The sequence below is a fragment of the Parasedimentitalea nitratireducens genome, from assembly GCF_057444295.1.
The window spans coordinates 207,020-221,399 of record NZ_JBYAXC010000002.1 but is presented as its reverse complement, the minus strand read 5'-3'; the positions used below and the strand labels follow the sequence as shown (position 1 = coordinate 221,399).

Sequence of the window (14,380 nt, the reverse complement as noted above, 5' to 3'; positions counted from 1 at the left end):
TTTAGCGTTTCGGCGTTTATTTGAAAACAGCCTTTTTCAAGGCCTCGATGTCTCGCATGATACGCGGCAGCCTACGTTGGGCTTTGTACATATCGGTGTGCGTGTCCATTTTGACGGCGGGGTACCCCATCACCACACGACCAGCCGGTACATTGGAGATGATTTTAGTGCCACCACCAGCGACAACACCGTTACCTATGAAGATATTGTCGTTAACCCCACATTGGCCAGCCAACACCACATTGTTCCCGATGTCGGCGGAACCGGCGATCCCAACTTGCCCACACAACAGGCAGTCTTTACCAACGCGCGTGTTGTGGCCAATGTGAACTTGGTTGTCCAACTTGCTGCCACTTTCAATCGACGTGTTTCGAATGGTTCCGTTGTCGATCGTGCAATTTGCGCCGATCTCGACATCATCACCAATTTCAACAGCGCCCAGCGAGTGGATGCGCATCCAGGCTTGCGCCCCGGCCTCGCCCTGATCCGAAAGGGACTTGCGTACATTCTCAACAGCTGAGACTTCGGGTGTTACAAACGAAAACCCATCACTGCCAACACGCGCACCTGGTTGCGCAATAAAGCGATCGCCAATTTTGGCACGCGCCCCGATGGACACCATTTCCCGCATATAGGCGTTGGAGCCAATTTCCACATCAGCGCCAATAAAACAATGTGGGCCAATCTCAGAACCAGCGCCAATACGAGCTCCAGCGCTGATAACAGTAAGTGGGCCAACCGAGACATCACTGGCAATTTCAGCGCTTGGATCAATTACAGCAGAGGGATGAATACCGGCAGCAAACCCCTGCCCTTGGTCTAGAACGGCCGTTACGCCAGCCATGGCCATCCGTGGGCGTGGTGTAAAAATCGCCGCCTTAAGCCCCATCGACTGCCAGTCAGCATCAGGCCAAAGCAAGGCAGCTTGGGCGCTACCTTGGCCCAATGCGTCTGCATATTTGGGGGACATAGCCATGGCCAGATCTTGTGGACCCGCATCACCCGGTTCAGAGGCATGCGCAATTTGTAAGTCCAATTCACCCTGGGCGTCCGCGCCCAAGGCATCGGCAATCTGGCTAATGGTAAACATTTTCAGGCCCTTCACAGTGCTTCGGCGTTGGGCCCGAGGATTACCCCTGAACGCCGCTTAACACCACCCCTGCTCGTTCAAGCGCATTCCAAATTTTGACATCCCGACCATAAACGTCGCGGCGATACTCGGCACGCCCACGGGGTGAAACAACAGCTGTTCTATAGATTATGTGAACGGGAACGTTCTGGTCCAATTCAACTTTGGTTTCCTTCCCGCTGTCCAAAACGCGGTGAAAAAACTCTTTTGGGCTCTCTTCTTGCAATGCCAAAAGCGCATAAGCAAATTCAAAGGGTTGCGCCAGCCTGATACATCCGTGGGAATAGGCTCTCACCTCATGCGAGAACAAACTTTTTTGCGGGGTGTCATGTAGATAAATGTTGTATTTGTTGGGGAACATAAATTTCACAAGTCCCAGCGCATTCCGGCGGCTAGGAGGTTGGCGCATAGCAAATGGAAAACTTCTTGTAGTAAACTGAGTAAAATCAACTGCACTGCGATCTACCCGGCGGCCACGGCTATCAGTAATTTCTATGTGGCCAACAGCGTTAGGATTCGCCTTCAATTTTGGCAAATATTCTTTTGTCACAATGGAACGCGGCACATACCAGCTTGGATTAATCACCATATGTTCCATCTCGTCCGAAAACTCTGGAGAACGGCGGTCGCTTTGATTTTTCCCAATCACCGAACGAGTTTCAAAAGTCACGTCACCATTGTCTATGATTTTTGCGGTGAAATCAGTTTGGTTGACCAAAACGTGGCGAGTACCGCGATCTGCTGGCAACCAGCGCTCGCGCTCAAGCGCTACAATAACTGACTTCAGTCGGGCCGACACCGGCTTATTGATCTCTGCTATCGTGCCTTTGCCGGCCACGCCATCTGCTTCCAGGCCATGATCAGACTGGAACTGCAACACGGCACTAACCATAGAGGCATCATACGTCCGGGTGGCGCTCCGCTCCATGTACCCCAAAGAAATCAAACGATTACGCAGGGAAACCACATCCTGCCCAGTGTGCCCGGGTTCCAGTTTTCCATTTGGAACACTGGGTCCCCACCCGCCGACAAGGACAAGTTGTTCAAGGCGAAGCTTCTCTTTCAGCAGCGCCCTGTATTGTGGAGTTTGCGGCGGCAGCTGACGGATAAACGATTGTGGTTGCTGGTCTCGGATCCCGGTTAAGAACAGGTTCCCATCGACTTCTGGTTTTTTGCGCACCATGCCATCATCGATTTGCGATGGAACAAGGTAGCCTGTTTGAATATCGGTTGCATACTCAACAAACGCACGGCTTAACGCCACCTCGACCTGACCAAGGTCACGGGTGGTTTTAGCGGCTCGCATCTGATCAATGAGTTTAGCAATTTCGACCGAACGATCCGGCAACCCATGAACTGGTGCGTTTCCCAGCGCCTCAAGCAAAGCTGCGCGGCGGAATCGGTCTTCGTCGCCATCACCAGTCCAAATCGACTGATAGTTATTCTCACGATAAAACGCCGCAACACCATCGTCAGCCGAAGCGGCAGCCGCTACGGCTTGTTTGAAAGCTGTAACCTGGGCATGTGCAGCAGGAGCCCCGCCCCCCAACGCCGCACTTCCAAGCGCAAGCACAACAAGGCCGGCCCTTAGCTTTGGCATTAGTTCAGATTGGGATAAGCACATCATATCTTTAGGTCCTTGAACAGTTCGCGCGTCAAATTAGGCCTCTGCCTATATGAAATTCTGGTAAATACTAGGGGGAGAAGTCTATTCACATTTGCATCAGTGACATCATTCTGTGCGTGATGATGCAGGCCTGTCGCACTCGGTTAACCTTACGGAAACTACTTGCCCCCCCGTCATGGTTAATGCCTCTATTTGCGCAGAAATTCGCCGAAAATGCGATGTACATACAAGTTGTCACAAACATTTCTTGGCACACGAATCAAGCTATGGCATACACGTTACATCCGGGGATGGATGAAATAGCGCTCGTAACATCGAGCGCAGGCAGGAATATAGCGTACGGGACGGCGCAGTAAATATGGTAGAAACCAAATCATCGGGTATCACCCGACGGAGCTTATTGGGCGCGTTTGCAGCAACCACTCTTGTTGCAGCGCCAACTTTCACAAACGCAGCAGGGTTCTTACGAGGTGCAGGCGACATTCGCCGCATTCGGATGTACTCAGGGCGAACGGGTGAAAGAATAGACATGATTTACTGGATCGAAGGTAAGTACATCAAAGATTCAGTAAAAGAAATCAACTACTTCATGCGTGACTGGCGCAATGACCAAATCAAAAAAATCGATATGAGAACGATCGATATCATGGCGGCATCACATAACCTACTTGATGTGAATGAGCCCTATATGATGTTGTCGGGCTATCGCAGCCCTCAGACAAATGCGATGTTACGTCGACGTTCACGGGGCGTAGCCAAGAACTCTCTTCACATGCGTGGACAAGCTGCTGACTTACGGTTGGCCTCACGCTCTGTGGGCCAAATGGCGCAAGCCGCGCAGGCCTGTCGCGCTGGTGGTGTAGGCAAATATCGCCGCTCCAACTTCGTTCACATGGATTGTGGACAGGTGCGGAGCTGGAACGGCTAATCCCCTTCTAGTACACTTCGAATAGATAAAGCCCACTTCTTTCTGACGTGGGCTTTTTTATGGTTGGTTATCGTTAGTTCAAGTACCCTAGCAGCAAAATGGACCATGGAGTCGATACACAAATTGCCCACGCCAACAGCGCCCGTTTTTGATGAACAAACGACTAAATTTGCCATTGCAGCGGTTAGTTTCCCCAGATATACCGCCGTTCAAAGATGCACCTGTAGCTCAGCTGGATAGAGCGCTGCCCTCCGAAGGCAGAGGCCAGAGGTTCGAATCCTCTCAGGTGCGCCATTTCCTCCTGACCGAAACAACATCAGATTCGCAGGGTTCGTTGAACTTGGCGAACACCACATCAAAAATCTTTTCGCCACAACCAGATCACACTGTCAGTTCTGAGCGGTTAGGAATTTGGTTTGAACGCCACAACTCAAAATCCTTTTCCAGTAAAGAACCCGTATTGACTAACAGGTGAGTTTCCGTCGCAGTGTTGCAAAAGGATTAGGCCGCGCCGTTACTAATTTGATGCCAGAAAATTCAACCCACGATATCTGGCAATAAGTCATGTGTAACTAAGGCTTGAAAAGTGTTTAGTGAAAATCACTGTGCATAAACAGCAAACAGCCCCAACCAGTTGGTCGGGGCTTTGTCACGCATTCATGCGATCTATTTGTGTAACGAATGTATTAGGCGTCGTTGCCTTTTGGAGGGAGCGCCTCGGCCAGTTCTTCCCAAGACCGACCGGATGCTACCAAACAAGTCTGTCCATTGGGTGTGGTAACTGTAATTGTCCATGTGCCGGTATTCTTGGAAGCAAAAGTTTCGATCAACATGCCTTGCTCACCCAGGCCAATGCTCTGACGGCTTTCGCCATATGTGGTTGCAAGACGTTCGATAACAGCTTCACGAGGAGCGCATTTTCTATTTGCTTGGGCGGTGGCCTGCTGTGCTACCAAAACTGTCAGACCCAGGCTCATTGTCAGTTTGATTATAGTCGTTTTCATGGCTTTGTACCCTTTTTTTGGACTTTGGACGCTGCTCGCGAATTTGCGATTCTGAAATTGGTAGGATTGGGAGTGCCCTAGGAGGCGGTAAGGCAGCACCAGACAGCTACCTGCTTTGGTCAACGTTCTTCGCAATAAGCATTGAAAGGAAACGCTATATTGCGTTTGAGTTTTTAGGACCTTAGCAATCATTGTAACCTCCTACTGTTTACTGTGCTTCACTGAATACAGATTACCTAATATCATGGTTAATCGTCCATGGGTGCAAAAGGCGAAGGGTTCAATCTTCAGTGCAACTGAATGACCAAAAGGATAGTCAAAGATATCCTGCACTGCTTTAAGAGGTCACCTAAAGGCAAAGACCTCAACCCGCATGGGCGGAATGAGGCTTTAGGGACCGCGAAAGCAGAAAAAAAGGCCTCTAGCTGCCTGTCACAGCTTCAACCTGTGCACGTTGCTCTGGATTTCCCATCGCGATCACAAGCGGATCCTGGGCTTGCAGCCGTTTAAAATCGTCTTTCGAAGACATCCCGCGCCACTCTCCAAGAACCAAGGACTGTGCAACAGCACCGCCGAGTGTTGTTCCAGGACCTGTAATAATAAACATATCAGGTGCAAACTCGCGTGCGGCCGTCTGGATCGCACAAGTGAAATCGTAAGATTGCACAACCTGGTGGTCTAATGTGTACTTCCACAAAGACAGGGTGTCACAGGCGCCTGGCCACCATGTATGACCGCGTCCGTCGATCAAAGGCAGATCTGGCTGTCTAAATAGCTCCGACGAAAGCAACTGACGGCCCTGCTCAGCAACAGGCGATTGCAAATCAGTATGAAACGCCGCGTGATTACGCAGCCGCATTGGAAAACGCTCATCCATTGGGGGAACAGCCTTCTCAAACGCCGTTAGTCCGGCTTCATTCCCAGCCAAGACCAACATGCCGCCCAAATCGATGGAAAGCGCAAGGCAGTGCCCCTCCAAACGGTCAACTTCCGACATTATTTCGAGGAGTTCTTGCTTCCGGTCCCCAGCAGCCTGCCAATCGGCTCCGACATAGGGATACACCAGCTGCCCACCAATGAGGTGCTGCTGCATCAAAGTCCCCATAGTGTTCACCAACTGAAACCCATCCTGCGCGGTCAAAGCCCGCGCTGCGGCCAGAGCAATATACCAACCCATTGAGTTTCCAGTTACGGCAACGATTTCGATATCGTCGTCCAATGACTGAACATCAGCCACAGCACTGGCATAGATCAGCGGAGACGCTACATCGCCACGAGAGTATTTGGCCATCGAAAACCGATCAGCCCCATCAAGGTCGGTAATACTCTCCTGCCCCATTTGGTGTCTCTGCTGGTCAAACCCTGAAAACAAAGCCCCCTTGTCGGCGTGATAACGCTTTAGATATCCAAGTTCTGCTTTGTTATAGGTGCCGCGTCCTGGACACACCAATACAGCTGTACGAGTCATTTGTTGTCTCCCAGCAGGTCGAGTGCGGCACTTACGATGCTTTCTTTAGACGGTAGGCTTGCAGCATAGGCAGGACCCGTTGCGATAAAGCAATCTCCAGCAACATGACGCGCCACCTCTGTTTCACTTCTCTCGCCATACAGCGCCATCAACGCCTCGGACTGGCTTCCGGTCGTTCGGCACTCGTCTACGATAAGAACATGGCTGCAGCCTTCTGTAGCCTCCAGCAGCGCGTCAGATGGCATTGGTGCCAGCCAGCGCATATCGATAACGCGCGCCTTGATACCCTTCTCAGCCAGTTCTGCCTGCGCCTGCGTCGACAGGTAACGCCCGTTTCCATAGGTCACGATGGCCAGATCGTCTCCGTCGCCATGTACGCCGACTTGGCCCAAAGGAATCGAACGCCCAACCTCGGGGTAGGTTTTCATCCATCCGCTGTCTTTGGCCTCATGCAAATCGCGCATCGGGTAAAGCGCAATCGGCTCGACAAAAACCACGACACGCTGCTCTTCATGTGCCAACCTTACACATTCACGCAGCATCATCGCCGCTTCGGCGCCGTTAGATGGGCAAGCAATGATCACACCGGGAATATCGCGCAACACGGCCAAGGAGTTGTCATTGTGGAAATGGCCGCCAAAGCCCTTTTGGTAGCCAAGACCTGCAATCCGCAACACCATTGGGTTGGTAAACTGCCCGTTCGAGAAAAACGGTAAAGTCGCCGCTTCACCACGTATTTGGTCTTCGGCATTGTGTAGATAAGCAAGGAATTGAATTTCCGGGATCGGAACAAACCCATTGTGGCCCATGCCAATTGCAAGCCCAAGAATAGATTGCTCGTCCAGCAAGGTATCGATGACCCGGTCAGATCCAAACCGCTGCTGCAATTTTTGGGTAACACCGTAGACACCACCCTTGCGGCCGACGTCTTCTCCCATCATCACCACTTCTGGATGGTCCAGCATCAAGTCAGTGAGTGCCCAGTTGATCAGGCGGCTCATCGGTTGCGGATCCTTCATGGCCCGCAAGTCACTGCCAAACGCCTTGGCACGGGCTTCCTCACTCGGGCCATTGGAAGAGCTGCAGTCTCGACGCGGAGGAATAAGGCTTGCGGCTACCTGTTCCGCCGTCTCCAGATGCGGACGCGATACCACCTCACCTGCGATCCGCTCAACACGGGCACAGGTCTGCTCATAAATCTCCAGCCCGGCCTTTGGCTCTAACGCTCCGGCATCCTTCAGAAGACGCAGTGAATGCAGCACTGGATCATTGGCCTCATCTGCCTCAACCTCAGCCTTGCTCAAATAGGTGGTTGGAACATCGGCACCTGCGTGCCCATACAATCGCACTGTACGCAGATGCAAGAACGCTGGTTTACGCTGGGTTCGAACATATTCAGCCGCTTCCTCAGCAACCTCGTAGGCTTGGTAAAGGTTCAAACCGTCTGCCTGAAAATATTTGATTCCCGGACGGTGCTCCATCGAGGCTTGTATCCACCCCTTGGGCGTCTTGGTCGAAATCCCGATACCATTGTCTTCGCAGACAAACAGCAACGGAAGTGGAACAGATTGGATCGCCGTCCAACCGGCTGTGTTGATCGCACCCTGTGCCGTTGAATGGTTTGCAGATGCATCCCCAAAAGAGCACATGACAATAGCATCGTCGGGCAACTGCTGATGTTGGGGTTTTAAGCGTCGCGCCGCACCTACGGAATAAGCCGCACCAACCGCCTTGGGAAGATGGCTGGCAATGGTCGACGTCTGCGGAGGTATCATAAGAGCCTTGGAGCCAAGCACCTTATGCCGCCCACCAGACGTTGGATCTTCGCTGGAGCAGGCAAAGGACAACAACATGTCCCAGGCAATCTTCTGGCCCTCAACCTGGCCCGCACGGGCAATCTGAAAGGCCGCATCTCGATAGTGCAAAAACGCCATGTCGGTGGGTCGCAACGCCTGCCCCACTGCGGCCATCCCTTCATGGCCACTGGAGCCGATGGTATAGAACCCCTGCCCTTTTTTCTGCATGGCACGGCTTGTAATATCCAATGCTCGGCTCAGGCATTGCGCACGGAAAATTGAAACCGCTTCGTGGTTTTCCAGCGCTCCAGTTGGCAAGTCCCCCTGGGGTAAATCACCGGAAATAGCACGACTTCGTATATTGCTGTCAACGATCTGAGCGCGATCCATTTGCAGTCCTAACTTGGGGTCAATTCTGTTAACCCGTATCGGACAAATCCCGGTCAATAACCAATGATTTTGTGTCGTGAACCTATGCATAAAGCGAATGGTTCAGCTCACAGATCAATTGCTGCAAACAAAAAAGGCCGGGGCTTGTGCCCCGGCCAATTCGAACTCTAATTGGTTGGTTCAGCCCCGGCGACGACGACCACCACCGCGTCGCCCACGCCCCTCGCCTTCACCATCGGCAGATGGCGGTTTGTTCGTTTTGATCCACTCGCCACCGTGTGGGTCATTGTTGGTCAGGAAATTGGCAGCACGAATAGCAGTCATTTCGCTACCCGACCGCGCCTTGGTGGATCCCATGCCAAACATGGTCACAAACGCCTCGTCATCCATACCTTCTGGCAGAATAATACCAGACGCTTCGACCAGGGCTTTCTTTTCAGCGATTTTCTTTTGGGTAACCGGCAAGGCCACTGGGTTCATAATCGCACTGGTCATACCGGCGCCAACCGCCATGGGCAGGAAGGCATTGTTGATACCATGACGATTGGGCAAACCAAACGAGATATTCGATGCACCACAGGTGGTATTCACGCCCAGCTCTTCACGCAACCGCCGAACCAAAGCAAACACCTGCTGACCAGCAGTTGCCATTGCACCAATTGGCATAACCAGTGGGTCTACAACGATGTCATGGGCAGGAATGCCAAAATCAGCAGCCCGTTCTACGATCTTTTTTGCGACAGCAAAACGCACATCCGGATCTTCAGAAATCCCGGTGTCATCGTTTGAAATTGCAACAACGGGCACGTTGAACTTCTTCACCAATGGCAGCACCAGCTCCAGCCGATCTTCTTCACCGGTTACTGAGTTCAGCAATGGACGCCCTTCAGCGGCTTCCAAGCCAGCCTCCAATGCCCCAGGAACCGAGCTATCGATACACAAAGGAACATCTACCAGACCTTGCACCATGTGCACGATCTTGGACATCAAAGGTGGCTCTGTTTCGTTTGGATTGGGATTGGAGTTATACACCACTCCAGCATTGATATCGAGAATGTTTGCCCCAGCCAAAACCTGCGCTACCGCATCCTTTTCTACCGTCGAAAAATCACCGGCCTCCAGTTCCGCCGCCAGTTTTTTACGACCGGTTGGATTAATACGTTCCCCGATCACACAGAACGGCTCATCAAAGCCTAGGACTGCGGTTTTTGTTTTTGATTCTACGACAGTACGGGTCATTATTGATCCTTAGGAGTTGACCGGCTTTGCCGAAGCGCCGCCATTGTTGATGGCCCATGTGGCATTTGTCTTGATGCCGCCCAATGGGAAGAAATGTACATTTGTGATGTTGAAGTCAGGATTGGCAGCCTTGTGCGCAGCCAGCTTAGTAATCACATCCGAGGGCTCATATGGCAGCAGCAGCTTGGTCACATCCATCGCGCGTTTCTGCAGAACTTTAAGCGACGGCCCAACACCACATGCAATTGCGAACTTGATCAGCGTTTGCAGTTTAGCAGGACCGGCAATGCCAATATGGATCGGAATATCCACACCAGCGTCCTTCAGCCCTTCAGCCCATTCAATGATCGGCTCAGCTTCAAACGCAAACTGCGTCGCCAAGGCCATCTTGGCATCCGTACGTTCCGAGAATTTTTGTTTCCACATCAGGGCTTCAACGACATTCTTGGTCGATCCATCCGGATCAATGTCTTTGTTGCCTTCCGGGTGTCCAGCTACGTGCAAGTTCGAAAAACCAGCCTTGTCAAACAAACCAGTTTCCAACAGCTGCATCGAGCTGTCGAACTCACCCACCGGGGTATGAACCCCGCCAGCAAGCAACAGTGCTTGGCTGACATTTGCTTCACCTTGATAGCGCGCAATCCAATCCGCCAGTGTGGCTTGGTCTTGAATAATCCGCGCAGGGAAATGTGGCATCACAGGGAAACCCTGCTCATTCAGCTTGCTGGCTGTCGCGACCATGTCTTTGATCGGTGTGCCTTCGATATGGGCAACGTAAACACGTGTTCCAGCTGGCAAAAGATCACGAAAATCGTCAATCTTGGCAGCCGTACGTGGCATCACTTCAATCGAATAGCCTTGCAAAAAGGCCTCAACCTGAGGATTGAAAGGCTGCGCGCCAACCGCATCACGCCTTTTAAAGTTCAACAAAGCCATCACGGCCTCCCATAATACTGTTGAGCCTACGCCCATCCGTCGTTTTGTATCAATGTCTTGAGACGGTCCTGATCGAACTCCGCTTCAAGACGGTTGGCTTCGGAAACAACAATCTCAGCCGCATCACCCTCAACTGTGTAAGGATCTGCTTTGCGCCATTCAGCCAAATATGCATCGGCGTCCTTGGCGTTCACTTTCATAGCTGCCCGATCAATTGCTTGTTCGAACCTCTCTTCAAGTTGACGCTTTGATCCGCGACGACCTTTGCCAACGATTACCTGCGCAGGGATATCCCTCCAGTAAACGATAGTAACCTCAGGCATTGTTGTGTCCTTCCAGATAGCTCTGATACTTCGGTTCTAGTGCGCCTATGGGAAGCGCGTAGGTCGAATTTCGACAAGCCGAGAGTTCTGAGCGACGTTTTCAGTGATTGGAATTTACATTTTTGCGATCCCAATAGCCACAGCGCCGGATCCTCAAAATATTCAACTGGTTTATGAGTTTGACGCAGAGAATCTGAGTCAACTCAAAAGACCGCTTCACAGCGCCTTGCGCACGCTCTCTTGCGCACCTATTGTCAAAACCAACACGATTATCGGAGGGCGTGACCAATGGCGCCCAGGCGTTCTAATGGTACGGGCGCGTTCCCCAATGCGGTTGAGACCCCCGTGCCTGCCCGACCCGATCCAAATGCGCTTTATGCGGCGCTGGATTTGGGTACAAATAGTTGCCGGATGCTTATTGCCCAACCCAAGGGCAGTGGGTTTCATGTGGTAGACAGCTTTTCTAAGTCGGTGCAGCTTGGCGCCGGATTAGAAAGGACCGGACGGTTGTCTCGGTCATCGATGGCGCGCACCATCCAGGCATTAAGAATCTGCCAGCAGAAACTTAAGCGCAACAAAGTTAAACACATGCGACTTGTTGCCACCGAAGCCTGCCGCCGCGCAAAAAACTCCCGCGAGTTTATCCGTCAGGTAAAGCGCGAAACAGGGCTAACTCTGGAAATCATCCAGCCCGAAGAAGAGGCTCGGCTGGCCGTTATTTCCTGTGCGCCGTTGGTTTCCACGAAAACCGAGCAGCTTTTGGTGGTGGATATTGGTGGCGGCTCAACAGAACTTGTCTGGATCGACATTTCCTCAATTCCCAAACGCGACCGACCTGCCTCTATTATGCGGTTGCACACTGGTTTCCACGCTGTTGAAAGCCTGTTTCCAGCAGCCAAAGTGGTGGATTGGATATCTGTACCACTGGGCGTTGCAACGCTACGTGACCAATTTAACGACGTCGACGATGACGCCGCGCGTTTCGCTCTGATGAGCTGGTTTTTTGAGGAAAATCTTGCCGAGTTTGGCCCCTATAAAAATGAACAGTCTCGCGTTGGATTTCAAATCGTAGGCACTTCGGGAACTGTAACAACTGTCGCAGCCTCACATCTCGGCCTAAAACGCTACGACCGCACCAAGGTTGACGGGTTAAGAATGACCAGTGACCAAATCGACAAGGTTATTCGGGGATACCTAAGCCTTGGCCCACTTGGTCGCCGAAAGGACCCGCGTATCGGTGAAGACCGACAAGCGCTTATCATGTCCGGCTCCGCCATTCTTCAGGCGTTGTTGCGATGCTGGCCAACCGACCGCCTGTCCGTCGCCGATCGAGGGCTAAGAGAAGGTCTGCTTTATGCTCAGATGAGTGCCGCTGGCGTCCTTACTGAAAGACCGTCCTAATAGTTTCGAACCAAAGTTCCCCTATTTATGTGAAGGAGACATAGATTCAGAGAAGGCGGCTTTGGCGACATTACAACTTATGCCCCTTTTCCTTTGGGTCATGTTACCCTAAATCGGCATACAACACGTGCTGGGACACCCCAGTGTACCGCCGCGCGGCATGAAACGGATCTTTGTGATGGCTAAAACACCAACTGGTAAAAACACTTCGGGACGCGGCCAACGTGACCTCAAAGTCAAAGTTAAAACCGCCCGCGGACGCACCACCAGCTCAAGCCGGTGGCTACAACGCCAGCTCAACGACCCCTATGTGAAACGTGCACAGTCCGAAGGGTACCGGGGACGCGCCGCATATAAGATCATGGAAGTGGACGATAAATATCGGTTTTTGGTGCCCGGTGCTCGTGTTGTAGATTTGGGATGCGCCCCCGGAGGCTGGTGTCAGGTGGCGGTCAAACGGATCAACGCGCTTGGTGAAAGAAAAGGCAAAGCCGTGGGAACGATCCTAGGCGTTGATCTGCAGGAAATGGAAAGCCTGGCCGGCACAGAACTCTTTCAACTCGATTTCATGGACGATGGAGCCGACACTCAAGTGAAAGAGTGGCTTGGCGGCAAAGCTGATGTTGTCATGTCAGACATGGCTGCCGCCAGTTGCGGACACAAGCAAACAGACCACCTGCGGATTATTTCACTATGTGAAGCCGCCGCCTACTTTGCTTTTGACGTTCTGGAAGAAGGAGGCACATTTGTCGCTAAGGTTCTTGCGGGCGGTGCCGAGGGAGACTTGCAAAAACTGCTGAAGCAAAAATTCACAAAAGTTGCGAATATCAAACCTCCGGCTTCACGCTCTGACAGTTCGGAAAAATTCGTTGTTGCGATGGGGTTCAGAGGTTAGCACGGGTTTGAGCTAGGCTAGCTATGCTGCCCCTGAGGCAGCAATAAAGACCGTTCAGCAATCGAACGCAGGGCTAGGGTTTCAGTGCCCTCTCCTTCACTCCGGCGAGAGATATTTAGACGCTTGACTACATTCTCAGTCACGTTCTTTTGGCGCAGCACATCAAAAATCTGCGCATAGCGGATTTTATCACCAAGTTTGGTCATCAAAAGTCCTTTCCAGCCAAAACACACATCATCAACTTGGTTAATAAATGGCCAACAACTACGCCAAACGAATGGCGCAAATATGGCGATATTGCCACATTTCAGAAATGAGGCATTGTTAGTTGTTGGGAAGCTTCTGTTTTTGACCTTCAAGAACCCGGATCAGTGCCCCATTAAATTCAGCACCAAAAATCAAAATCGCTGCGTTGAGGTACAGAAAAATCAACGCCGCCATAGCACCTGCCAAACCAGCATAAGTGGCTGAATACCGTGCAAAACCACCAACATAGGCCGCAAACCCCCAACTTGCTGCCCACCACAATAGTACTGTCAGAACCGCACCTGGAATAATTTGACGAAACCCATGCACGTGCCCCGGTAGCCAAATATGGCATGCAAGCACAGCAACCATTGGTGTCAGGGTCACGAGCAAGCCGTTCAATCCTGTTTCCCACCTCATACTGATCTCCAGCTGAGGTAAGAACTCGGCCAGGTAACGTGCGGAAAGTGGCAGCAAGAATTCAAAGAACGCCGTTGCCATGATCCCTGCCCCACCCAGAATAACAAACGTAATGCACAGCAGCCGACTTTTCCAAAATGGCCTGGGATCTTCGTCCCGATAAGCCTGAACCATAGCCAAGCGCACAGCATCCACGCCATTCGACGCAAAATACAGCGCCAAGGCCCCACCAAGGGTCATCAGCTTGGAATTGGAAGCTGCCAACACAGAATAAAGCTCACTGACAATGGGTTCCGCAACCGCTGGTGGCCAGCCTCCAAAAACCAAATCAACCATATCATCAAGTTGCACATCCTGAGACAACATGTCGGCAATGGCGCCGGCTAACGCCACGGTGAACAACACAAATGGAAACAGCGCCAGCATCATGGACATCGCAATATGGCTGCTCAGCACCCATCCTTGCTTGTTATTGAACCTTTTGAACGCCGCCAGAAAAGCGATGGCTAAAGCTTGAAAATATGACGCCATAGAATGTGTTCCAGTCTTACCCACGCCCCACGATCCAGTAACTTCTT

13 protein-coding genes and 1 tRNA gene are annotated in these 14,380 nt (G+C 51.9%); 4 read left to right on the top strand and 10 right to left on the bottom strand.

The features are described from left to right. Positions 1 to 16 precede the first annotated feature (16 nt). Together lpxD and AC2T28_RS06790 are read right to left on the bottom strand one after the other, a co-directional pair. A complete protein-coding gene (gene lpxD / locus AC2T28_RS06795) occupies positions 17 to 1,090 on the bottom strand; it encodes a UDP-3-O-(3-hydroxymyristoyl)glucosamine N-acyltransferase (RefSeq protein WP_486748218.1) in 1,074 nt (357 codons plus the stop codon). Between the two features lie 40 nt (positions 1,091 to 1,130). Further along, entirely contained in the window at positions 1,131 to 2,756 is a 1,626-nt protein-coding gene (locus AC2T28_RS06790) for a L,D-transpeptidase family protein (RefSeq protein WP_486748217.1), read from the bottom strand. Positions 2,757 to 3,114: 358 nt separating this feature from the next. Between AC2T28_RS06790 and mepK the strand changes: the two genes are divergently transcribed. After that, entirely contained in the window at positions 3,115 to 3,684 is a 570-nt protein-coding gene (mepK, locus tag AC2T28_RS06785) for a peptidoglycan L,D-endopeptidase MepK (RefSeq protein WP_486748216.1), read from the top strand. Positions 3,685 to 3,901: 217 nt separating this feature from the next. Then, positions 3,902 to 3,978 (top strand) — tRNA-Arg (locus AC2T28_RS06780). A 392-nt stretch (positions 3,979 to 4,370) separates the two neighbouring features. Here the strand turns inward: AC2T28_RS06780 and AC2T28_RS06775 are convergent. The 6 genes from AC2T28_RS06775 to AC2T28_RS06750 form a co-directional block, all read right to left on the bottom strand. Continuing rightward, on the bottom strand, positions 4,371 to 4,688 hold the full coding sequence (locus AC2T28_RS06775; RefSeq protein ID WP_486748215.1) for a hypothetical protein: 318 nt from the start codon (positions 4,686 to 4,688) through the stop codon (positions 4,371 to 4,373). A 421-nt stretch (positions 4,689 to 5,109) separates the two neighbouring features. Continuing rightward, positions 5,110 to 6,156: an ACP S-malonyltransferase gene (locus tag AC2T28_RS06770; protein WP_486748214.1), complete on the bottom strand. Its 1,047-nt coding sequence runs from the start codon at positions 6,154 to 6,156 to the stop codon at positions 5,110 to 5,112. Beyond that, positions 6,153 to 8,342 (bottom strand): thiamine pyrophosphate-dependent enzyme, encoded by a 2,190-nt coding sequence (locus AC2T28_RS06765; protein ID WP_486748213.1) that lies wholly within the window; start codon positions 8,340 to 8,342, stop codon positions 6,153 to 6,155. The genes AC2T28_RS06770 and AC2T28_RS06765 overlap by 4 nt, the downstream gene beginning before the upstream one ends. A 180-nt stretch (positions 8,343 to 8,522) precedes the next feature. Next, positions 8,523 to 9,581 carry a methyltetrahydrofolate cobalamin methyltransferase gene (locus AC2T28_RS06760; RefSeq protein WP_486748212.1) on the bottom strand — a complete coding sequence of 353 codons (1,059 nt, stop codon included), beginning with the start codon at positions 9,579 to 9,581 and terminating at the stop codon, positions 8,523 to 8,525. Positions 9,582 to 9,590: 9 nt separating this feature from the next. Beyond that, positions 9,591 to 10,517, bottom strand: coding sequence for a methylenetetrahydrofolate reductase (locus AC2T28_RS06755; RefSeq protein ID WP_486748211.1), 927 nt, complete (start codon positions 10,515 to 10,517; stop codon positions 9,591 to 9,593). Between the two features lie 26 nt (positions 10,518 to 10,543). Then, entirely contained in the window at positions 10,544 to 10,840 is a 297-nt protein-coding gene (locus tag AC2T28_RS06750) for a virulence factor (RefSeq protein ID WP_486748210.1), read from the bottom strand. A gap of 288 nt (positions 10,841 to 11,128) precedes the next feature. Between AC2T28_RS06750 and AC2T28_RS06745 the strand changes: the two genes are divergently transcribed. Together AC2T28_RS06745 and AC2T28_RS06740 are read left to right on the top strand one after the other, a co-directional pair. Continuing rightward, entirely contained in the window at positions 11,129 to 12,241 is a 1,113-nt protein-coding gene (locus AC2T28_RS06745; protein ID WP_486748209.1) for a Ppx/GppA phosphatase family protein, read from the top strand. Positions 12,242 to 12,419: 178 nt separating this feature from the next. Then, positions 12,420 to 13,136 (top strand): RlmE family RNA methyltransferase, encoded by a 717-nt coding sequence (locus tag AC2T28_RS06740; RefSeq protein WP_486748948.1) that lies wholly within the window; start codon positions 12,420 to 12,422, stop codon positions 13,134 to 13,136. A 17-nt stretch (positions 13,137 to 13,153) separates the two neighbouring features. Here the strand turns inward: AC2T28_RS06740 and AC2T28_RS06735 are convergent, their stop codons facing one another. Together AC2T28_RS06735 and AC2T28_RS06730 are read right to left on the bottom strand one after the other, a co-directional pair. Then, a complete protein-coding gene (locus tag AC2T28_RS06735; RefSeq protein WP_486748208.1) occupies positions 13,154 to 13,342 on the bottom strand; it encodes a hypothetical protein in 189 nt (62 codons plus the stop codon). 118 nt (positions 13,343 to 13,460) lie between these two features. Next, positions 13,461 to 14,333: a YihY/virulence factor BrkB family protein gene (locus AC2T28_RS06730; RefSeq protein ID WP_486748207.1), complete on the bottom strand. Its 873-nt coding sequence runs from the start codon at positions 14,331 to 14,333 to the stop codon at positions 13,461 to 13,463. Positions 14,334 to 14,380: the final 47 nt, after the last annotated feature.